Here is a 20654-nt window from a genome sequence, read left to right as displayed (position 1 = left end):
CTGAATCTCAGTTGTCGCTGCCTTTGTTGTCGACGCGGTAGCCGAAGCCGAACCCCACGCCCTGGAACAGCACCACGTCGGCCAATTGGCGGGCCGTTTCGCCGGCTTTGGCCAGCCCGGTCTTGGGCACGAAGAGCATGTCTTCGGGCTGCAGGTAGGCGATTTGCGAGGCGTCGCCGCTCAAGGCTTTTTCGACGTCGTAGTGGCGGGCTTCGACCTGATTGCCGTTGCGGCGCATGATCACCACCGAGTCGAGCCGGGCCTTGACGTTTGCGCCACGGGCCAGGGTCAGGGCTTCCAGTACCGAGATGGGCCGGCGGATCGGATAGGAACCGGGCTGGGCCACTTCACCGAGGACGTAGATTTCATTGCCAGCGGTGGACTTGAGCAGCACATCGACGGTCATGCGTCCGGGCAGATTGGCGTAACGCTCGTTGAGGAAGGTTTCCAGCTGGGTGACGGTCATGCCCTGCAGCGGTACGGCGCCGATTTCCGGAAAGCTGGCGTAACCGTCCCGGCCCACGGTGATTTCCCGGCTCATGCCGGTGCCGGGGTGGGTCAGGGTATTGCGCAGGGTCGTCTCGCCGGCCAGCGGACTGGTCACCAGCACCGTCAACTGGTTGCGATTGGGCTGGAACAGCATCTTCTGGTCATAGGCTCGCTGTACCGCCAGGCGGGCCTCGTCGGTGGTCAGGCCGGCGAGCTTCACCGAGGTGTTCGCGCCCGGCAGTTCGATGCTGCCGTCGGGCATCACCTGTTGCGTGCCGTTGAGCTGGCTGGCGGCGGTAAAGTTCAGCGCTACCTGGTCGCCCGGCTGTACACGATAAGCCTGGGAAGCGGTGGTGCTGATATGAAAAATCACATCCAGCACGTCCTGGGGGCGCAGGGTCTGTTCGACCTTGGGCATGTCGGTGGCCTGGGCGTTGGCCGGCGCGGCCGTGAGGATCTGCACCGGCATCGAGCGGGTATCGGTGGTGCTGGAGCAACCGGCAAGCGGCAGCAACAGCAGGACAAGCATTCTGGCGTTCATCTCGTCATCCTTTTGCAGGCTTACAGGTTGTTGTAGAGCCACTTGGGCATGTAGTACTTGCGGCGATTGAAGACGCTGCCGACCACCTTCGCGCCGGCCTGGGCCAAGCGTTGCCGGGCGGCCTGGGCGACTTCCCAGCGGGTGTCCTCGCCGCGCACCACCAGCACCACGCCGTCCACCTGAGTGCCCATGACCAGGGTGTCGGTGGCCGAATACACCGCGTCGGCGTCGATCACCACGAAGCGGTACTGCGCGGCCAGTTGCCTGAACAGCGGGCGCAGTCGCTCGGGGCTCAGGCGCTCGGCGTTATGGCCCAGGCGACCGTTGGGCAGCACGTCGAAGGGCAGGCTGGAAACCTGCACCACGCAGTCCTGCAACAGCGGCGGGGAAAGGCTGTTGAACAGCAGGTCGCTGAAGCCGCGCTCTTTTTGCAGCGACAGCTGCTGGCTGAGGTTGCGCGGCGACCGGCTGGCGTCCACCAGCAGCACACGGCCGCTGCTCATCTGCGCCAACTGGGCGGCCAGCGCCATGGCGCTGGTGCTCGTGCCGGTGCCGATATTCGCCGCCGTCAGGAGCAGGATCCGCAGGGAAGGGTCGAGCACGGTCGAGGTCAGGTTGGTCTCGCTCGGGCTTGCTATGGTCAGGATATTCGTTGAACCGTCCATTTAACTCGCTCCGTGGCCGCTGAAGACTTTGAAGGGGGTGATGATCAGGATCTTCAAATCCAGCAAAAGGCTCTGCTCGGCGATATAGCTGAGGTCCAGTTCCACGCGCTGGTCGAAGTCGATATTGCTGCGTCCGGAGATCTGCCAGAGGCCGGTGAGGCCGGGGTAGATGCTCAGGCGCACCAAATGGTTGTCCTTGTAGCGGTAGGCGTTGAACGAGGTCGGCCGCGGGCCCACCAGGCGCATGTCGCCGGTCACGACGTTGATCAGGTTCGGCAGTTCATCGAGGCTGCTGCGGCGCAGGAACCGGCCGATGGGGGTGATGCGCGGATCGTTGTCGATCTTGAAGTCGATGGCGTCGGCGCCGTGCTTGTTGAGGTGGCGCAGCGATTCTTTCAAGGCCTCGGCGTCGGCGACCATGGTGCGGAACTTGTACATGCCGAAAACGCGGCCGCGATAGCCGGTGCGTTTCTGCACGAACAGCACCGGGCCAGGGCTGGAGAACCTCACCAGCAGTGCCAGGCCCAGCAGCAGCGGACTGAGCATCAGCAACAGGGCCAAGGCGCCGAGGCAGGCCACCACCCGGTTGGTGCGCGAGACGGTCCAGGGCCGGCCGCCGTCGCGGCCAGTCATCCAGCCACGACCCTGGCGGTGAATAGCCGCGTCCAGGCGCCTGCGGTGCTCGGGGTCGACTCGTTTGTCACGGCCGAGGGTCCGGGTCGGGATGTCTTGCTCATGTCGGGTCATAGACTCCTCCGTTGAGGTTGGGCCGCAAGCGTTCTGTCGCAAGCGGTGCGTGGGCGATGGGCGGTGCGTAGTAATCGAGGAACCAGTCGATGAAACGGCCGAGGCCTTCATCCAGTTCGATGCACGGCTGGAAACCGGTGGCCCGGGCCAGGTCGCTGGCATCGGCGCAGGTGTTCAGCACATCGCCCGGTTGCAGGGGCAGCAGCTCGACTCGCGCGCTCCGGCCCAGGTGTTTTTCCAGCAGCGCAACGTAGGCCCGCAGCGTCACCGGATGCTGTCCGCCAATGTTGAAGACGCGCCACGGTGCCAGGCTGGTGGCCGGGTCCGGCTGGTGGCGATTCCAGTCCGGGTTTGCATGAGGTGGGCGCTCGATCAGCCGGGCGATGCTCTCGATGATGTCGTCGATGCAGGTGAAGTCGCGCTCGTGCTCGCCATGGTTGAACAGCTTCAGCACCTGGCCTTCGGCAATGGCCCGGGCGAACTGGATCGGCGACATGTCCGGCCGGCCCCAGGGGCCATAGACGGTAAAGAAACGCAGGCCGGTGCAGGGGATGCCGAACAGATGGCTGTAGCTGTGGGCCATCAGTTCATTGGCCTTTTTGGTGGCCGCGTACAACGACAACGGATGGTCGACGCCGTCCTGTACCGAATACGGCGTGCGCTGGTTGGCGCCGTACACCGAACTGGAAGAGGCGTAGATCAGGTGCCTGACCGGATGGCGGCGGCAGCTCTCCAGAATGTTCAGGAACCCGCTGAGATTACTGTCGACATAAGCCCGCGGATTTTCCAGCGAATAACGCACGCCGGCCTGGGCTGCCAGATGGATCACCACGTCGGGGCGATGGGACTGGAACAGTTGGTCGAGGGCCGATGCGTCGGTCAGGTCGATTCGCGCCAGGTGAAAATCGCCGGCCTGGCCTTTGACCCACGCCACGCGGTCGTGCTTGAGTTGCGGGTCGTAGTAGTCGTTGAAGTTGTCCAGTCCGCACACGTCATGGCCGTCGCGCAGCAGTCGCAGCACGCAATGGGCGCCGATGAAACCGGCCGCGCCGGTCACCAGGATGTTCATGCTCGTGGCCCCTGAACGGGCACGGTGTGGCGCAGCCCGATGCCGCGATACAGCAGTCCGGCGGCGGCCAGGTGTTCCGGGTTGTACAGGTTGCGACCATCGATGATGACCCGCGCGCGCAGCTTGCTGGCAAGCAGGTCGAAATCGACCACGCGAAAATTCTTCCACTCGGTGCAGATCACCAGGGCGTCGGCATCTTCCAGCGTGTCGTCGCGGGTAGCGCAAAGGTTCAGGTCCTTGCGATAGCCATAGAGGCGCCGGCATTCGGACATGGCTTCCGGGTCGTAGGCCTGGACCCGGGCGCCTTCGCGCCAGAGTGCTTCCATCAGGTAGCGGCTGGGCGCTTCGCGCATGTCGTCGGTGTTCGGTTTGAATGCCAGGCCCCAGATGGCAATCGACTTGCCGGCCAGGCCGTCGGGGAATTGCAGCGTGAGTTTTTCGAAAAGAATGTGCCGCTGGCTGTCGTTCACATCGGTGACGCTGCGCAGCAGGCGCAGTGGCATGCCGCTTTGTTCGGCGGTGTGCAGCAGGGCGCGCAGGTCCTTGGGAAAGCACGAGCCGCCAAAGCCGCAGCCGGGATAGATGAAGTGGTAGCCGATGCGCGGGTCCGAGCCGATGCCCTTGCGCACGGCCTCGATGTCGGCGCCCAAGTGTTCGGTGAGGTTGGCCAGTTCGTTCATGAAACTGATGCGCGTGGCGAGCATGGCGTTGGCGGCGTACTTGGTCAGTTCCGCGCTGCGGTTGTCCATGAACATCAGCTTTTCGTGGTTACGGCAGAAGGGCGCGTAGAGCTCGCTCATCTGGTCGCGGGCCAGGGCGTCGACGGTGCCGACGATGATCCGGTCCGGGCGCATGCAATCGGCCAGTGCGCTGCCTTCCTTGAGGAACTCCGGGTTGGACACCACGCGCACATTCAGTTGTTGCAGGCCGCGACGGGCCAACGCCTGGCGGGCGCATTCGGCGACCTTGTCAGCCGTGCCGACCGGCACGGTCGACTTGATGATCAGGGTGCGGTCGCTGTCCATGAAGTCGGCGATCTGCCGGGTCACGGCCAGGACATGGCTGAGGTCCGCCGAGCCATCTTCATCGGCGGGCGTGCCCACGGCGATGAAGATCAGCTCGCCATGGTTGACCGCATCACTGGCCTGGCAACTGAACGACAGGCGCCCGGCCTTGATGTTGTCTTCGAGCAACCCGGACAGTCCCGGCTCGCTGATGGGCGGTACCGCCTGTTGCAGTTGCCGGATCTTGTTCGGATCGATATCGACACACAGGACGCGATGTCCGACGTCTGCCAGCGCTGCCGCTTGAATCAGCCCAACGTACCCCGTTCCAAATACGCTCACGTCCATTCTTGGCGCGCCTCGCAGACCCGTTGATGTAACTCGGATGAAACTGTTTAGAGGGGTATAGCGCAGCCTCAGAAAAGCGTGTCAGCAAAATGACAGTTGTCACTGTTGGCAAACTCGAAAGCGTAGGGCTTTTTGATATCAAGTCCTTGACGGAATTGGAAAAGTGCCGTTTTTAAAGGGCTTTAAAGGAGTTTGAGTAGCCGATGAACGGTATTCATCCATAGTTTTTTATGTTTTTTGTTGGCTTTAGGTGTCATTTTTGAGCTAACTTTTTTTTGACGCATTGGCCGTTGATCGGCTTTCTTGCGCTTTGCAAACCTGCTGCTAGTGTGCAGAAACCAAGCCGTTTTCAACCTCCTCGTAACGCTGGGAAAAACATGGCGCGATACCTCAAGGAACTGCTACTGCTGCTGTACCTGCTCAGGGCGCATGACTATTACCTCGACCGTCTTGCGGCGTTGGGTTTTGGTTTGGCAACGCTGCTGTTCGGCGCGATGTTCGTTGCGCTGGTGCTGGCTCTGTGGATGACCGCGTACATTCGCCAGGCATTGGTGCGGCATCTGTTTGCCCTGGCGATGTTTGCCTCGGCGGTGTTCTTCGAGGTCTACACGCGCGTAACCGACAGCTACCTGACCTACAGCCAGTTCGTGTCGATGGTCTATTCCGGCGGGTTCATCCAGGAAGCCGCTTATCAGTACCGCGAGGTGATCATCAGTGCGGTAGCCGGGGGCTTGTTGCTGCTGCTGGGGATCGGCCTGAAGCCCCGGCGTCATCTGCCGTTGCCCGGTTACGTCGCGATTGCCGCGCCCCTGCTCGGCGTGCTGCTGCTCAGTGGTGTGCTGTTCGTACGGGCAGGCGAGGGCGCGCGCGGTTTGCCGATCATGTACACCCCGCTGGCCTATCTGAACCTGTTCATCTATGAAGCCGTGCACAACACCGTGGGCCCACGGGCGCCAGTCAGCCTGGTGCGGCAAACAGCGGCAATCGGGCACGATATCGTGCTGATCATCGACGAAAGCATTGGCGGGAATTATCTTGATATCAACACGCCGTCCGGCGTCGCCACTGGCCTCAAGGCGCCCCCTCCCGGCGTGGAAATCCTCAATTACGGCTACGCCGCCTCGATCGCCAATTGCAGCGTGGATACCAACGTTACCCTGCGCTATGGCGGCACCCGTGGCGACTACATGCGCATCAACAGCACCCAGCCGTCGATCTGGCAGTACGCCCGCAACGCCGGGTTGCGCACCGTCTATATCGACGGCCAGAACACCGGCGGCAAGCGGCAGAACCTGATGACCGAGCTGGAAAAACAGGACATCGACGAATTTGTCCAGTTCGACCAGGTCCGTGTGCGCGACCGTGACATGGCGGCTGCGGCGAAACTGATCGAGCTGATGGAAAACGACCGGGCCGAATTGGTGGTGGTCAATAAAGTCGGCGCGCATTTCCCAGTCCACGATAAATACCCCGATGCTTTCATGACTTACCGTCCGGCCTTGCCGCGAGGACAGTTCGAGGAGGTGGCCGAAACCGGCCGGCGCGACGGTTTCAGTGGCGAGGCGGATGATTGGGCGCTGTATCGCAATGCTTACCAGAACACCTTGCTGTGGAGCGTCGGCGAATTTTTCCAACGTCTTTTCCGTCAGGGCAATCTCGATAATGCGGTGCTGATCTACACCTCCGATCATGGCCAGGATCTGCACGAGCGCGGCAACCCCGGCCTCAACACCCATTGCGGCGGAGATCCGGTGGAAGAAGAAGGGCTGGTGCCGTTGCTGGTGATCCAGGGAAGCCGGTTGCAGACCCTCGATTGGCGCAGCGCCTGGGCGCAGAACAAGGACCGCTCCAGCCACTACAACATCTTCCCGACGTTGCTGCGGTTGATGGGCTACGAGTCGGCCGGCGTCACGGCGCTGTATGGAAAATCCCTCGACCAGCCGACCGAAGACGACTTCACCTTCAACTACCGGTTTAATGCGCGGCTGGGGGCCAAGCCGGCGTGGAAGCACATTGACCTGGACAACATCGTTACGCCGAAACCGGTTCAGGGTGAAATGGCGGTGGGGCATTGATCAGCGGTTGAATGGACAGGCCTCTTCGCGAGCAGGCTCGCTCCCACATTGAATCAGGTTCACTGAAGAACCCTTGTGGGAGCGAGCCTGCTCGCGAAAGCGCAGTATCAATCGCCGAAGATTCCGGAAGCGAATAAACAAACCCGCATCACATGTTTTTGGAACTCTGCGCACAGCGCAACCTCCGCTATCCTGATGCCCTTGTTGATCAGCCGAGTTGCCCATGCTTGAGGTCCGAAACGTCTTCAAAAGCTACACCACGCCCCAAGGCCCCCTGGCGGTGCTGCAAGGTATCGACTTGACGCTGCCTCCCGGCAGCAGCCTGGCGCTGATGGGGGAATCCGGCAGCGGCAAGAGTACCTTGCTGCATCTGGTCGCTGGCCTCGACAAGGTCGATCGGGGCAGCATCCACAGCGCGGGGCACCGGCTCGAAGACATGAGCGAAAGCCAGTTGGCGAACTGGCGGCGCACCGAGATCGGCCTGGTGTTCCAGCAGTTCAATCTCATCAGCAGCCTTGCGGTGGAAGACAATCTCGCGTTCCAGGCGCGCCTTTGCGGTCGGTTCGACGCTACGTGGCAAGCGCATCTGGTGCAGCGGCTCGGGTTGTCGGAGCTGTTGCGGCGTTATCCCGAGCAGCTTTCCGGCGGCCAGCAACAGCGGGTGGCCTTGGGCCGGGCGCTGGCGTCACGTCCGCCGTTGTTGCTGGCGGATGAGCCCACCGGCAGCCTCGACGAAGCCACCAGCGACGAGGTGCTGCAATTGCTCCTGGAATTGCTCGATGGCAGCCCCACCAGCCTGTTGATGGTTACCCACAGCCAGCGGGTGGCGGCGCGTCTGGCACATCGCGTGGTATTGCAAGGCGGGCGCCTGGCGCAAGCGGGCCCGGCGTGATGATCTTTCGCCAGACCCTCAAGGCCCTGCTCAGTCACTGGCGTCGGCACCCAGTGCAGTTTTTCAGTGTGTTGACCGGGCTTTGGCTGGCCACCAGCCTGCTCACTGGCGTGCAGGCCTTGAACAGCCAGGCCCGGGACAGCTACGCCCGGGCCAGCCAGCTGATTGGCGGCGAACCCCAGGCCAGCCTGAGTGCTCCCGGCGGGGGCTCGTTCCCACAGCAATGGTTTGTCGACCTGCGTCGTCAGGGTTGGCCCGTATCCCCGGTGTTGCAGGGTCGGCTGACGCTTGCGGGGCATGAAGACCAGCGCCTGCAATTGATGGGCATCGACCCGGTGTCGCTGCCGCCGGGTTCGGCCGTGGCGGGGCAAGCGCGGGAGATTGCCGAGGTGGTGGACTTCTTCACCGGCCCCGGTCGTACCTGGATCGCCCCGCAGACGTTGCAGGCCCTCGGGCTGAAGGTGGGCGACCGGCCCCGCAGCGCCGACGGCCAGGCCTTGCCGCCGCTGCACGTACAGCCGGACATGGCGCCAGGCATGCTGTTGATGGACATCGGTTTCGCCCAGCAGCTCCTGGGGTTGCCGGAGCAGGTTTCGCGAATGTTGTTGCCGGCCACGTTCACCGCGCCCTTGCCCGAGGCATTCAACGGCCTGTTGCAATTCAAGCGCGCGGACGAGGAGAACAACTTGACGCGCCTGACCGAGAGTTTTCATTTGAACCTCGACGCACTCGGGTTCCTGTCATTCGTGGTGGGACTGTTTATCGTCCATGCCGCCATCGGCCTGGCCCTGGAACAACGGCGCAGCCTGCTGCGAACCTTGCGCGCCTGTGGCGTCAGTGCGCGGGTACTGGTCGCCAGCCTGGCGCTGGAGTTGGGCGCGTTGGCCTTGCTCGGCGGGGTTGCCGGGGTGCTCAGCGGTTACTGGCTGGCGAGCCTGCTATTGCCTGATGTCGCGGCGAGCCTGCGCGGTCTGTACGGCGCCGAAGTGCCCGGGCAATTGCACCTCAGCCTTTGGTGGTGGCTCGGCGGCGTGGGCCTGGGCCTGCTCGGTGCGTTGCTGGCCGGGGGCCAAAGCCTGTTGCGGGCGGCGCGCCTGCCCTTGCTGGCGCTGGCTAATCCCCAGGCCTGGCACCAGGCCCACGCGCGGTGGTTGCGGCGCCAGGGCGGGGTAGCACTGTTGGCCGCGCTGATCGCGGTGGCGGCGCTGGTCTGGGGCGACAGCCTGGCGAGCGGTTTTGTCCTGATGACTGCGTTGTTGCTGGGCGCGTCGCTGGCGCTACCGGTGCTGCTCAACGCTGTGTTGAACCGGTTGTTGCGCGGCAACCGTTCCGTGCTCGGCCAATGGTTCCTCGCCGATTGCCGCCAGCAGTTGCCGACGTTGAGCCTGGCGCTGATGGCGTTGTTGCTGGCGCTGGCGGCGAATATCGGCGCCGGCAGCATGACCGCCGGTTTCCGCCAGACCTTCAGCGACTGGCTCGAACAGCGGCTCACCGCCGAGCTGTACATCAACCCACAGACCCCGGCCCAGGCAGGTAAATTGTACGAATGGCTCAAGCAACAACCGAGTATCAGCGCCGTGCTGCCGAACTGGCAGGTATCGGTCCCTCTGCAAGGCTGGCCGACGGATATCTACGGCATCGTCGATCACCCTTCCTATCGCCTGCACTGGCCCTTGCTGGAGTCGGCCGGTGATCAGGCCTGGGACCAACTGGCCGGCGCCGACACGCTGATGCTCAGCGAACAACTGGCCCGGCGCCTGAAAGTGGATGTCGGCGACCGGTTGACCCTGCCGACCCCACAAGGGCCATGGACGCCGCGGGTTGTCGGGATTTATGCCGATTACGGCAATCCCAAGGGGCATGTGCTGATCAACGCCGATCACCTGCTGGCGCACTGGCCGCAATTGACGCCGAATCGCTTCAACCTGCGCATCGAGCCGGCCGCCATCGGGCCATTGCTGGCGGCGTTGCAAAACCGGTTCAGCCTGGATGACAGTCACATCGTCGACCAGGCTCGCCTCAAGGGCTGGTCGACCCAGGTATTCGAGCGCACCTTTGCCGCCACCGCCGCGCTGAACAGCCTGACCCTGGCGGTCGCCGGAGTGGCGTTGTTCATCAGCCTGCTGACCCAGAGCCAGAGCCGTCTCGGTCAGTTGGCGCCGTTGTGGGCAGTGGGTGTAACGCGTCGGCAACTGATGCTGCTCAACCTCGGCCAGACCTGGTTGCTGGCGCTGCTGACCTTACTGCTGGCCGTGCCGCTGGGCATCGCCCTGGCCTGGTGCCTGGATGCGGTGATCAACGTCCAGGCCTTTGGCTGGCGCTTGCCGTTGCGGGTGTTCCCGCTGCAACTGGCGCAGCTGCTGGGCTTGGCAATGTTCGCCACGCTGCTGGCGTCGGCGTGGCCGCTGTACGCGCTGTACCGCACGCAACCGGCGGATCTGCTCAGGACCTTCGCCCATGAAAATTAGAATCGGCCTGATGCTGCTGGCCTTGCTCGGCGGCTGCGACGACTCGTCGGCGCCGGAAAAGGGTTTCGCCGGCCTCGGCAATCAGGCCGTTGCATTTACGCCTGTGGTGCCCGGGCGCGTATTCAGTTTTCCGGCCGATCATGGTGCCCATGACGGGTTTCGGATCGAGTGGTGGTACATCACCGCCAATCTCAAGGACGCCGAAGGCCGGGATTTCGGTGTGCAGTGGACGCTGTTCCGCAGCAGCCAGGATGCCGCGCCCCAGGCCAGCGGCTGGCGTAACCAGACTATCTGGCTCGGCCACGCCGCGGTCACTTCCGCGACCGTCCATCACGCCGCCGAACGTTATGCCCGCGGGGGAGTGGGGCAGGCCGGAGTGCGCACGACCCCGTTCGATGCCTGGATCGACGATTGGCAATTGACCACCCGAAGCGCGGGTACTGATCCCCTGGCGGCGATGCAGCTCAAGGCGCGGGATGCACGTTTCGGCTATGAACTGCAGCTCACCTCGACACGCCCCTTGGTCCTGCAAGGCGACCAGGGTTTCAGCCAGAAATCCGCGCAGGGCCAGGCGTCGTATTACTACAGCCAACCCTTCTTCCAGGCCAACGGCCAGCTGGAAATCGATGGCCAGCGCTATCAGGTCAGCGGTCCGGCCTGGCTCGACCGTGAATGGAGCAGCCAGCCGCTGACCGAAAACCAGACCGGATGGGACTGGTTTTCCCTGCATCTGGATAATGGCGAACACGTCATGCTCTATCGCATGCGGCACAAGAAAGGCGCGCCGTACCTCACCGGCACCTGGATCGACGCCCAGGGCCAGGCAGCGACTCTGAGCGCCAGCGAAATCAGCCTCGAACCGCTGGACACCGCCGAGGTCGCGGGACGCTCGATGCCGGTGCGCTGGTCGATCAGGATTCCCGCCAGGCAGCTCGAAATCACCACTCGGGCGCTGAACCCCGATGCCTGGATGAACCTGCGTATTCCCTATTGGGAAGGGCCGGTGCAACTGAGCGGCAATCGTGGCGGCATCGGTTACCTGGAAATGACTGGCTACTGACAATCACCGGAACTCCCGACATTCGTCGCCTCTCATACTTTATGAACGCCTCGCGGGAGCCCCTCATGAGCGATGACCTCAAACCTCCGTCGCTGGCCGACTGGCAGCGGCTGTTCGACGACAAGGCCTACTTCCAGCAGTCGCCCGACGCTCATTTCACCGAGCTGATGCGGCTGGCCGACGACCTGTTCGGCCAGGGAGCCATTGACCTGGACCGCTGGCAGGAGCTGAAGACCAAAGCCGAGGAACTGCACCAGCGCTCGCCGGATGCGAATGTGGCGGAGGAAGTGGCCGATCCTGACGCCTGATTCTTCGAGGGCCGCCTTCGCGAGCAGGCTCGCTCCCACAGAAGCGTGAGCGGGCTCTGCCACAGAGAGTGCATCCCAATGTGGGAGCGAGCCTGCTCGCGAAGAAGACAACCCGGTCCTGGATGACAGCCTTCGCCGCCGATCCAACCAAACGCCAGCCACTGGCACCACCACCCAAGGAGTCCACCATGAAGCCCGGTCCCGATCAGACCCAACACAACCCCGACGAGCCGGCGTTGCCCGGCGAAGTGGAGCGAGACAACGACGCGCTACGACCGAACGACCCGGCCAAGCGAGAGCAGCAAGGCAATGCCGAGGCGCAGGAAACCGATGCGCAAAAAACCGCACGGGGCGATTGAATCCTGGGTGGCGAGAAACAAACTCCCTCGCCACGCTACGTGAATAATTATTTAAGCGGGCCTCACGGACAGACCTGGCAAGCTCCACTATCATTGTTTTCGTTCGCCCAGTGCCAGGCTCTTTACCAGTGCATGGAATGCCGAGGCCGTCACACTGGGCGAACACCTGTATGACTCAGATGATTACCGGGTTGCGCCAGTCATCCGAGCCCGAGGTGCCACAGGCCACGTGAGTCCAAGTGATCTTGCGGTAGCTGAAATGAACGTCCTCCAGATGGGTGAAGTGGCTGTTGCCCGGGTCCTGGCAGTTGAGCATGTAGTCTTTCATGTCGACGATGATCGCCTCCTCCAAGGTGGTGGTGTAGTAGTGCTCCTGGGTGCCTGCGGCCGATGTGCGGTACCACTGGATCTCCACCTTCGTCAGGCGCTCGCCGCTGGTCAGGGCTGCCAGCAACAGGGGCGAAGCCTTGTCGAAGACTTTGGTGATGACCAGGGGCTTGTGCACGCGCTGGCCGGTTGGCTGGCCCGATTGAGGGTCGCAGGGGATGTTCACCTGATGCTCGAAGCCCTGCACCATGACCTGGTCTTCATGACCTTCCTGATAGATGTTGCCTACCGAGTCGGCGGTGAACGCGCCGGCGGTGATCAGGCCTTGTCTGGTGCCTTCGATGGACATGTAAGCGGGGGTAGCCAATGGATGCTCTCCTTCCTGGATAAACTGAGAAGCCCCGGGACGCGAATCGTCCGAAGGCGGTCTGAGCGTAATCAAGAGCCGTGCCATCGACAATAAAATACAGCTATATCAAAGTGTTAGCTTGTTCTCGGGGCGGACGTCGGGTCACGCGCCCGGCAAATCACGCAAACGGCTGCACGCTGCGTCGCATTGATCTGCCGGCGCACGAGGCGCCGTGTTGCCGGGAGCAAGGCGCGTAAGTCGAGCGGATGCTGCTGTCGGACTTGCGCAACTTGCTGCTCCTCCTTCCTGCACTGGTTTTCAGAGCCCCAGCGTATGCAGACATTCATCGACGGAGCGCTGCTGCGTCTCGGCATACAGCCCCAGTTCATCGATGGTCGGCCGCTCCAGCGCCGTTTCGAAGGCATGCCGATTGGACTGTCCGGCGTAGTGATTCTGCGCGGCATCGCCCAGGTTCGACTGGAAGATGCCGGCGGCGCTGACCGGAAGGAAATCTTCGTACACCAAGGGTTCGGCGCGCAGGTATTGCTGCTCGAGCAGGTGCTCCAACGAGCTCGACCGTTCAATCATGCCCTTGGCGGCCAGCCCCGCTGGCGTCACGAAATAGCGAAAGTACGCAAGTGCTTGTCGGCGCAGCTCTTCGAGGGTGTCAGGGAAGTTGGCAAAGTGTTCAGCCATCAGCGCGTTGTAGCGTTCGGCATTGGCTTCGTTGGGAAACGCGCCCAGGGCGTCCCGCGCCGCGTTCAGCAGTTGATCGTAGAGCGCCCGGCCCTTGGGCGTGAGCGCCGCGCCGCGTTGCTCGATTTCACCAAACCGGGCGCTGTGGCTGCCTTGGGATTGTGGCTGGTCGGTGAACGCGACGGGCTCATCGAGCGCCTTGAAACTGGTCTGGCGCAGCAGGATAGGGCACTGGCGACGGGGTGGGCCTTCGATCACGGCCTTGGGCGTGATGCCATGCACCGGCATCTGGGCCTGGACAATGTCGATGTCCAGGGTGCGCGGCGTCAGGTGATTGATATGCGGGCCCTTGAACGCCACCACGTCGGCAATCAGCCGATGCTGGGCGCTCAGTTGACGGTATTGTTCGGCGGTGACGGTGGCGCTGTGGTGCCAGCGAAAGGTTTCCAACGCTTGCAGCACAAATTCCTCGGCCTGGGGCTCGGTCAGGCCGCCCTGACGTTCGGCCAACTCGATGAGTTCAAGGGCGCCGGAAGTGAAGATCTGCCGTTTGCCCAGCACCGATTCGGCGAAGGCCCGAAGCTCGGCGTTTTCAATCAGCTCCAGGCGCAACAGCGAAGTGAACACGCGAAAGGGGCTGACTTGCAGTGCGGCCTCATGCACGGCGCGAAACGCTGTGGAGTGCACCGGCACCCCGGCTGGCGTGAGATCGTAATAGCCCACCGGCTGCATGCCCATGACCGCGAACAGCCGACCCAGCATCGCCAGCTCGGCGGCGGTGCCGACGCGGATCGCGCCATGCCGTTCCAGGTCCAGGCGCTGCAGTTCGCCGGTGTTGCGCAGGTGTTCGGCCAGTTGCGGATCGTTTCCCAACACGCGGGCGTTGGTTTGCTCCACCAGGTTCATCAACGCGCCGTACAGCGGTACTTCGTCGCGGTACATGTCGGACATCGCCTTGGAGAAGCGTTGGCGGATCAGGTCGGGGCTGACGAAGCTCATCGTGGGAATTCCTGGCGAGGGCTGTGGGAAAGATGGACAAAAGATCGCAGCCTTCGCCAGTGCCGGCAAACGAAGAATCTTCACGACTTCATTCTGCCAGGGACTGATCCACCAGCTCGATCCAGTGCCGCACGGGCGTGCGACCAGCACCGTCAAGGTGGCTCTGGCAGCCGACATTGGCGGTGACGATCAGCTCCGGCCGGCCGCTTTCCAGCGCGTTGAGACGGTTATCCCGCAATTGTCGCGCCAGCGCCGGCTGGGTCAGCGAATAGGTCCCGGCCGAGCCGCAGCACAGGTGGCTGTCGGGCACCTCGGTGAGGTTGAAGCCCAGCCTTGTGAGCAGGGCTTCGACGGCGCCACCGAGTTTCTGCGCGTGCTGCAAGGTGCAGGGGCAATGGACGGCGATGCGTTGATCCCTGGCGGCGCAGATTGCTTCCAGCGGTTCGTTGCCGAGTACCTGCACCAGGTCCAGCGCGCGTTCGCTGACGTGTTTCGCCTTGGCGGCATAGGCGGGATCGTGTTCCAACAGATGCCCGTAATCCTTGATAAACGCGCCGCAGCCGCTGGCGGTCTGGACGATCGCCTCGGCGCCGTCCTGCAGGTGCGGCCACCAGGCATCGATGTTGCGTCGGGCGCGGTCCAACCCGGTGGGTTGAGCGTCGAGATGATAATCCAACGCGCCGCAACAGCCGGCTTCAGGGCTGGCAACGACGCTGATGCCGAGCCGGTCCAGCACCCGGGCGGCGGCCGCGTTGGTGTTCGGCGACAGGCCCGGCTGCACGCAGCCTTCGAGCATCAGTACGCGGCGCGAGTGCCGCACGGCCGGGCGCGTGCCGGCGGACGCCGCCGACCGTGGCAGCTTGGCCTCCAGGTTCGCCGGCAGTAGCGGGCGGAACACCGCTCCCAGGCGCAGCAGACTCTTGAATCGTTCGGGACTCGTGGCCAGGCCGCGCAAGCCGAGACGCAGGGCCCGTTGGCCGGCGGGGCGGGGTACGGCCGCGTCGACCACGGCCCGGCCGATGTCCAGCAGGTTGTGATAATCGACGCCGGACGGGCAAGTGGTTTCGCAGTTGCGGCACGACAGGCAACGATCCAGGTGCAGTTGGGTGCTGGCGGTTGGCGGCTGGCCTTCGAGCACCTGCTTGATCAGGTAGATGCGTCCGCGTGGGCCGTCCAGTTCATCGCCGAGCAACTGGTAAGTGGGGCAGGTGGCGTTGCAGAAGCCGCAATGCACGCAACTGCGCAGGATCCGTTCGGCCTCTTCGGCGCGAGGCAGGCGTTGGCTTGTTTCACTGAACCGGGTCTGCATCTAGTACTCCGCGTACATTCGGCCAGGATTGAACAGTCCCTGGGGATCAAGCTTCGCCTTGAGTTGACGGTGATAGCGCAGCAGCGCCGGGGCCAACGGTTGGAACGGCGTTGCGGTTGCGCCAGGACGATAGCAGACGGCATGGCCGCCCCATTCCCGCGCCAGGGCCTGAACCGTATCGGCGTCGGTTTTCAGCCAGCGCTGCGCGCCCGCCCAATCGATCAGTTGCGCACCGGGCAAGTCGAGCGGGCCGGTAGCATTGGGCAGCGACAGGCGCCACAGGGGCAGGTCTTCAGCGAAGAATGGCAGGCGATGTTCATTCAGCTCGGTCCAGTATTGATCGTCGATGGCTTCGCCGCCCAGGCGCTGATGGGCCGCGCTGACCGAACCCTCGCCGCCTTCCAGGCGCAGGCGCAGACAATCGCCGTCGTGGCTGGCGGCGCTGATGGGCAAGGGTTGTCGGCCCCATTCGGCGAGTTTTTCCAGGGCTTCGCGGCTGTCCATTTCCAGGCGGATGCTCAAGCCGTGGCGGGGCTTGGGCAGCACTTTCAAGGACACTTCGGTGATCACCCCCAGGCAACCGAAACTACCGGCCAGCAGGCGCGACAGGTCGTAGCCGGCGACGTTTTTCATCACCTCGCCGCCAAAGCGCAACAGGTGGCCGTGGCCGCTGATCATGCGGGTTCCGAGCACATAATCGCGCACCGAGCCGGCCCACGGGCGGCGCGGCCCTGACAATCCGGCAGCGATCATGCCGCCCACGGTGGCGTCTGCGCCGAACGCCGGCGGCTCGCACGGCAGCCGCTGCCCGGCGGCGTCCAGCGTGGCCAACAGTTCCCGCAGCGGGGTGCCGGCGCGAGCGGTGATGACCAGCTCCGTGGGGTCGTACTGAACGATGCCGCGATGCGCACGGGTGTCCAGCACCTCGCCGGCCACCTGGCGTCCCAGGAAAGCCTTGCTGTTGGAGCCCTGGATGCGCAGCGGCGTATCGCTCGCGCGAGCGCGGTTGACCTGCTCCAGCAGCAGCTCGCTGGCGTCGCGGTCGACTTGCGCGGTCATCAGAATCGCTCCAGTTCAGGAAACGGCAATTGCCCGCCATGGATATGCATCGCGCCGAATTCAGCGCAGCGGTTCAGGGTCGGTATGTTCTTGCCGGGGTTGAGCAGGCCAAGCGGATCGAACGCGGCTTTCACCGCGTGGAACAGCAACAGCTCGTCGCTGTTGAACTGCGTGCACATCTGGTTGATTTTTTCGCGGCCGACGCCGTGTTCGCCGGTGATGCTGCCGCCCACCTGGACGCACAGTTCGAGGATCTTCCCACCCAGGGTTTCGGCGCGCTCCAGCTCGCCCGGCTGGTTGGCGTCGAACAGGATCAGCGGGTGCATGTTGCCGTCGCCGGCATGGAACACGTTGGCGACCCGCAGGCCGTGTTCGCTGCCCAGGCTGGCGATGCGCTGCAAGACCTCGGGCAATGCCCGCCGGGGGATGGTCCCGTCCATGCAGTAATAGTCCGGCGCCAGGCGGCCTACCGCCGGAAACGCATTCTTGCGTCCGGCCCAGAACCGCAGGCGTTCGGCCTCGTCCCGGGCCAGGCGCACCTCGGTGGCGCCGGCCCGTTGCAGCACCTGGCGGACCCGCTCGCAGTCATCGTGGACATCGGCCTCGACGCCATCGAGCTCGCACAGCAGGATCGCTTCGGCGTCGACCGGGTAGCCGGCGTGGATGAAATCCTCGGCGGCGCGGATCGCCAGATTGTCCATCATTTCCAGGCCGCCGGGGATGATCCCGGCTGCGATGATCTCGGCCACCGCCCGTCCGGCCTTGTCCACCGAGTCAAAGCTGGCCAGCAAGACCTTGGCGACCTGGGGGCGAGGCAACAGCTTGACGGTGACTTCGGTGATGATCCCCAGCAGGCCTTCGGAGCCGGTGAACAACGCCAGCAGGTCCAGGCCTGGCGAGTCCAGGGCCTCGCTGCCCAGCACCAGGCGTTCGCCTTCGATGGTGAGGATTTCCAGCTTCAGCAGGTTGTGCACCGTCAGGCCGTATTTCAGGCAATGCACGCCGCCGGCGTTCTCCGCGACGTTGCCGCCGATGGAGCAGGCGATCTGCGAGGAAGGGTCCGGCGCGTAGTACAACCCGAACGGCGCCGCCGCCTGGGAAATCGCCAGGTTGCGCACCCCTGGCTGCAGGCGCGCGGTGCGGGCGTCGGGGTCGATGTGCAGGATCTGGTTGAAGCGCGCCATCACCAGCAACACGCCGCTTTGCAGGGGCAGGGCGCCACCGGACAGGCCGGTCCCGGCGCCCCTGGCCACCACCGGCACATTCTGTTCATGGCACAGCTTGAGCAAGGCCTGCACCTGCTCGACCCGCCGCGGCAGCACGACCAGCAGGGGCGTGGTCCGGTAGGCAGACAGCCCATCGCATTCGTAGGGCCTGAGGTCTTCGTCGCGGTGCAGGATATCCAAGTCCGGAATACGTGCCTGCATGGCGTCGAGCAGGGCCTGCTTGTTCACGTTCGGCAGCGGGCCGTCGAGCTGCTCGTCGTAGAGGATGTTCATCGGATGGTTGCCTCAACCTGTGGCGAGGGAGCTTGCTCCCGCTGGGCCGCGAAGCGGCCCCAAAATTTTGTGTAGAAACAAAAAACCTGGGCCTGCTGCGCAGTCCAGCGGGAGCGAGCTCCCTCGCCACGGTACTTCAACCCGGCTGACGTCACTGCCCCAACCCCTTCAGAAAATCCCGGTACAACGCCGCAGTCTTGCCCGGTTTTTCAACCATCGGCATATGCCCGACTCCGTCCCAGATTTCCACCCTGAGGTCGGTGATGCCCTTGCTCCATACCGGTACGCTGCTGACGTCGATCAACCGGTCCTTGCGTCCCCAGAGTAGCAACGAAGGGGCGCGGATGTCGGCCAGGCGCGGTTCCATGGGTGGGCTGGCGCGTAAATCGACGAAAATCTCCGCCAATTCCTCCCGGCGCTGTTCATAACGCTCGGCCAGCGCTGCCAGCACTACGCTGGGCAGCCAGGGCGGCGAGGCCATGGTCATGGCGTAGAACGGCGCGAAATCGTCTCGAGAATCAACCAGGAACGGGTTGTGGCCGGCGGCCAGGTGGCGTTCCATGTCGCTGGGTTCGGGGGCGGTGACACCGGCCGGATCGATCAGCGCCAGGGTCAACACCCGCTCAGGCGACGTCGCCGCCAGCCAGGCTGCGAGGTAACCACCCATCGAGTTGCCGATCACATGGACCTTGTCCAGGCCACAGGCATCGAGCAATTCGATCACTCGCCGCGCCTGGGTCGGGATGTCATAACCGCCGCCGGCCTTGAAGCCGGTTTCGCCATGGCCGGCCAGGTCGGGAATCACCACCCGGTAATCGCCGACGAAATACCGGGCGAAGCGCAACCAGAGGTTCTTGTCGGCGCTGTAGCCATGCAGCATCAGCACGCTGCCGGACGCTTCATAGGGCCCGCCCTGCCAGGTCGACACCGTCATTTCGCTGATGGGCACGGTAATCTTGTGCAGCCGGTAGAGACGCGCCTCCAGCGCCATGCCCAGGTCATACAGCACATGGCCGATGCCCGGATACGTCAACCAGCTCCAGGCGATGAACACCGCAAGGACCACCCACAACACCAGCATGTCGTTGCCTCCGTACCAGGACAAGGCGATCGAGACCCTGTACCAACGAATTTCCCTTTTTCATGTATAGCCAAAATCCGCGGGGAACCACGCTGATCGGTCGGAATAAATACCCCTGCATCGATAGTGGCTATTTGACTCCGCCCTGATAGACTGCCCAAAACCTATCCCGGCCCCGGGAGACCGGTGGTGCAGAGGCCCCTATGCATAAAACGGGAAAAAAGGGATTGTCGCTGGCCAGGAGGCTCTACACATCCCGAATCCTCGGTCTGGCGCTGGGGTTGCTGGTGGTGAGCGCCGCGCTCTATCCCCTCGACCCGGCGCCCTGGGTCTGGGGCTTCATGCTGTTCAACGGGTTGCTCTGGCCGCACGTGTCCTATCAGTGGGCCCGTCGTTCGACGGTGCCGTACCATGCCGAGCACCGCAACCTGGTGATCGACGCCTTCCTCGGTGGCTTCTGGGTCGCCGCGATGCAATTCAACCCGCTGCCCACGGCCGTGACGCTGGCGATGATGGCAATGAACAACGTGGCCATCGGCGGCCTGCGTTTCCTGTTGGTCGGGGCTGTGGCCCAGGTAGCCGGTATCACCGTCGGGATATTCATGTTCCCCTTTGCCAGCGTGCCCATGACCAGCCCGGCGCAGCTATATGCCTGCTTGCCGTTGCTGTGCCTGTACCCGCTGGCGCTGGGCTGGATCTGCTTTCGCCAGGCGCACACCCTGGGCCGACAGAAACGTGAATTGCTGGCCCTGAGCCGTACCGACAGCCTGACCGGCCTGCTCAACCATGGCGCCTGGAAGGACCGGCTCAACGAGGCATTCCAGCATTGCCGACGCCAGTCACCGGGCGGGGCAGGGCATGGCGTGATCGCGCTGATCGATATCGACCACTTCAAAGCCATCAATGACACCTACGGCCATGGCGCCGGTGATGTCGTGCTGCGTCAGCTCGGCAAGCTGCTGGGGCAGAACCTGCGGGCCACGGACATCGTCGGGCGCTATGGCGGCGACGAGTTCGGGGTGATCCTGCCGGACCTGACGCTGCTCAGCGCGGTGCAGGCGATGGAGGGGCTACGCGAACGCTTCACCGCGCAGGACTACGAACGTGACCCGGCGCTGAAAGTGAGCCTGAGTATCGGCCTGGCGGCCTTCACGGTGGATTATGCCGATGCGACCGCCTGGCTCGACGACGCCGACCAGGTGCTCTATGAAGCCAAGACCAGCGGACGCAACCGGGTTGTCTGTCAGCGACATCGGCCGATGCTGGAGGCGTCTGCGGTCTAGAGCCTTGGCGCATTGTCGGGTAGGGTG

At 63.8% G+C, this 20654-nt stretch carries 18 protein-coding genes; 7 read left to right on the top strand and 11 right to left on the bottom strand.

All coding sequences use genetic code 11. The annotated features are described in order from the left end of the window. Positions 1–7: 7 nt before the first annotated feature. Genes J3P89_RS18900 through J3P89_RS18880 form a run of 5 tightly spaced genes read right to left on the bottom strand, consistent with a single transcriptional unit; the run spans position 8 to position 4863 of the window. Positions 8–1030 (bottom strand): polysaccharide biosynthesis/export family protein, encoded by a 1023-nt coding sequence (locus tag J3P89_RS18900; RefSeq protein ID WP_434603537.1) that lies wholly within the window; start codon positions 1028–1030, stop codon positions 8–10. 20 nt (positions 1031–1050) lie between these two features. After that, positions 1051–1695 (bottom strand): CpsD/CapB family tyrosine-protein kinase, encoded by a 645-nt coding sequence (locus J3P89_RS18895; protein WP_434569118.1) that lies wholly within the window; start codon positions 1693–1695, stop codon positions 1051–1053. Further along, complete coding sequence (locus tag J3P89_RS18890; RefSeq protein WP_434624851.1) at positions 1696–2442, bottom strand: sugar transferase; 747 nt, start codon at positions 2440–2442, stop codon at positions 1696–1698. Next, a complete protein-coding gene (locus J3P89_RS18885; RefSeq protein ID WP_434673966.1) occupies positions 2429–3511 on the bottom strand; it encodes an NAD-dependent epimerase in 1083 nt (360 codons plus the stop codon). Before J3P89_RS18885 ends, J3P89_RS18890 begins: the two co-directional genes overlap by 14 nt. Continuing rightward, positions 3508–4863 (bottom strand): UDP-glucose dehydrogenase family protein, encoded by a 1356-nt coding sequence (locus tag J3P89_RS18880; protein ID WP_434695259.1) that lies wholly within the window; start codon positions 4861–4863, stop codon positions 3508–3510. The genes J3P89_RS18885 and J3P89_RS18880 overlap by 4 nt, the downstream gene beginning before the upstream one ends. Before the next feature lie 377 nt (positions 4864–5240). Here J3P89_RS18880 and J3P89_RS18875 point away from each other — a divergent pair, with 377 nt between their 5' ends. From J3P89_RS18875 to J3P89_RS18850, 6 genes are all read left to right on the top strand, one after another. After that, positions 5241–6938, top strand: a complete 1698-nt coding sequence (locus J3P89_RS18875; protein WP_434695258.1) for a sulfatase-like hydrolase/transferase — start codon at positions 5241–5243, stop codon at positions 6936–6938. A gap of 223 nt (positions 6939–7161) precedes the next feature. Then, complete coding sequence (locus tag J3P89_RS18870) at positions 7162–7830, top strand: ABC transporter ATP-binding protein (protein ID WP_305495727.1); 669 nt, start codon at positions 7162–7164, stop codon at positions 7828–7830. Continuing rightward, positions 7827–10298 carry an FtsX-like permease family protein gene (locus J3P89_RS18865; RefSeq protein WP_434695257.1) on the top strand — a complete coding sequence of 824 codons (2472 nt, stop codon included), beginning with the start codon at positions 7827–7829 and terminating at the stop codon, positions 10296–10298. Before J3P89_RS18870 ends, J3P89_RS18865 begins: the two co-directional genes overlap by 4 nt. Continuing rightward, positions 10288–11358, top strand: a complete 1071-nt coding sequence (locus J3P89_RS18860; protein ID WP_434695256.1) for a lipocalin-like domain-containing protein — start codon at positions 10288–10290, stop codon at positions 11356–11358. Before J3P89_RS18865 ends, J3P89_RS18860 begins: the two co-directional genes overlap by 11 nt. A 65-nt stretch (positions 11359–11423) precedes the next feature. Further along, the gene (locus tag J3P89_RS18855) at positions 11424–11666 is read left to right on the top strand and encodes a hypothetical protein (protein WP_434695255.1); all 243 of its coding nucleotides are present in this window, start codon (positions 11424–11426) and stop codon (positions 11664–11666) included. A 188-nt stretch (positions 11667–11854) separates the two neighbouring features. After that, positions 11855–12025, top strand: a complete 171-nt coding sequence (locus J3P89_RS18850; protein WP_434624838.1) for a hypothetical protein — start codon at positions 11855–11857, stop codon at positions 12023–12025. A 175-nt stretch (positions 12026–12200) separates the two neighbouring features. Here J3P89_RS18850 and J3P89_RS18845 read toward each other — a convergent pair whose 3' ends face one another. The 6 genes from J3P89_RS18845 to J3P89_RS18820 form a co-directional block, all read right to left on the bottom strand. After that, entirely contained in the window at positions 12201–12719 is a 519-nt protein-coding gene (locus J3P89_RS18845; RefSeq protein ID WP_434695254.1) for an Hcp family type VI secretion system effector, read from the bottom strand. 300 nt (positions 12720–13019) lie between these two features. Beyond that, positions 13020–14396 carry a 2-oxoadipate dioxygenase/decarboxylase HglS gene (gene hglS, locus J3P89_RS18840; protein ID WP_434695253.1) on the bottom strand — a complete coding sequence of 459 codons (1377 nt, stop codon included), beginning with the start codon at positions 14394–14396 and terminating at the stop codon, positions 13020–13022. An 88-nt stretch (positions 14397–14484) separates the two neighbouring features. Further along, complete coding sequence (gene glcF, locus J3P89_RS18835) at positions 14485–15705, bottom strand: glycolate oxidase subunit GlcF (protein ID WP_434695252.1); 1221 nt, start codon at positions 15703–15705, stop codon at positions 14485–14487. After that, positions 15706–16764 (bottom strand): glycolate oxidase subunit GlcE, encoded by a 1059-nt coding sequence (gene glcE, locus J3P89_RS18830; RefSeq protein ID WP_434695251.1) that lies wholly within the window; start codon positions 16762–16764, stop codon positions 15706–15708. Beyond that, positions 16764–18263: a glycolate oxidase subunit GlcD gene (gene glcD, locus J3P89_RS18825; RefSeq protein ID WP_434695250.1), complete on the bottom strand. Its 1500-nt coding sequence runs from the start codon at positions 18261–18263 to the stop codon at positions 16764–16766. The genes glcE and glcD overlap by 1 nt, the downstream gene beginning before the upstream one ends. Before the next feature lie 151 nt (positions 18264–18414). After that, positions 18415–19344 (bottom strand): alpha/beta fold hydrolase, encoded by a 930-nt coding sequence (locus J3P89_RS18820; protein WP_434695249.1) that lies wholly within the window; start codon positions 19342–19344, stop codon positions 18415–18417. A gap of 203 nt (positions 19345–19547) precedes the next feature. On the opposite strand from J3P89_RS18820, the gene J3P89_RS18815 reads away from it, so the two are divergent. After that, entirely contained in the window at positions 19548–20627 is a 1080-nt protein-coding gene (locus J3P89_RS18815) for a diguanylate cyclase (protein ID WP_434695248.1), read from the top strand. Positions 20628–20654 lie beyond the last annotated feature (27 nt).

The organism is Pseudomonas sp. Z1-14, assembly GCF_051132005.1.
Classification (GTDB): Bacteria; Pseudomonadota; Gammaproteobacteria; order Pseudomonadales; family Pseudomonadaceae; genus Aquipseudomonas.
Note: the sequence above shows the minus strand (reverse complement) of the source record. Positions and strands in the feature narration are given on the sequence as shown.

Excerpts from the sequence above, each read along its gene's own strand:
- J3P89_RS18850 (WP_434624838.1), top strand. The coding sequence starts at position 11,855 with ATGAAGCCCGGTCCCGATCAGACCCAACACAACCCCGACGAGCCGGCG.
- J3P89_RS18880 (WP_434695259.1), bottom strand. The coding sequence starts at position 4,863 with ATGGACGTGAGCGTATTTGGAACGGGGTACGTTGGGCTGATTCAAGCG.
- glcD (WP_434695250.1), bottom strand. The coding sequence starts at position 18,263 with ATGAACATCCTCTACGACGAGCAGCTCGACGGCCCGCTGCCGAACGTG.
- J3P89_RS18870 (WP_305495727.1), top strand. The coding sequence starts at position 7,162 with ATGCTTGAGGTCCGAAACGTCTTCAAAAGCTACACCACGCCCCAAGGC.
- J3P89_RS18885 (WP_434673966.1), bottom strand. The coding sequence starts at position 3,511 with ATGAACATCCTGGTGACCGGCGCGGCCGGTTTCATCGGCGCCCATTGC.
- J3P89_RS18900 (WP_434603537.1), bottom strand. The coding sequence starts at position 1,030 with ATGAACGCCAGAATGCTTGTCCTGCTGTTGCTGCCGCTTGCCGGTTGC.
- J3P89_RS18890 (WP_434624851.1), bottom strand. The coding sequence starts at position 2,442 with ATGACCCGACATGAGCAAGACATCCCGACCCGGACCCTCGGCCGTGAC.
- glcE (WP_434695251.1), bottom strand. The coding sequence starts at position 16,764 with ATGACCGCGCAAGTCGACCGCGACGCCAGCGAGCTGCTGCTGGAGCAG.
- J3P89_RS18860 (WP_434695256.1), top strand. The coding sequence starts at position 10,288 with ATGAAAATTAGAATCGGCCTGATGCTGCTGGCCTTGCTCGGCGGCTGC.
- glcF (WP_434695252.1), bottom strand. The coding sequence starts at position 15,705 with ATGCAGACCCGGTTCAGTGAAACAAGCCAACGCCTGCCTCGCGCCGAA.
- J3P89_RS18820 (WP_434695249.1), bottom strand. The coding sequence starts at position 19,344 with ATGCTGGTGTTGTGGGTGGTCCTTGCGGTGTTCATCGCCTGGAGCTGG.
- J3P89_RS18875 (WP_434695258.1), top strand. The coding sequence starts at position 5,241 with ATGGCGCGATACCTCAAGGAACTGCTACTGCTGCTGTACCTGCTCAGG.
- hglS (WP_434695253.1), bottom strand. The coding sequence starts at position 14,396 with ATGAGCTTCGTCAGCCCCGACCTGATCCGCCAACGCTTCTCCAAGGCG.
- J3P89_RS18815 (WP_434695248.1), top strand. The coding sequence starts at position 19,548 with ATGCATAAAACGGGAAAAAAGGGATTGTCGCTGGCCAGGAGGCTCTAC.
- J3P89_RS18855 (WP_434695255.1), top strand. The coding sequence starts at position 11,424 with ATGAGCGATGACCTCAAACCTCCGTCGCTGGCCGACTGGCAGCGGCTG.
- J3P89_RS18895 (WP_434569118.1), bottom strand. The coding sequence starts at position 1,695 with ATGGACGGTTCAACGAATATCCTGACCATAGCAAGCCCGAGCGAGACC.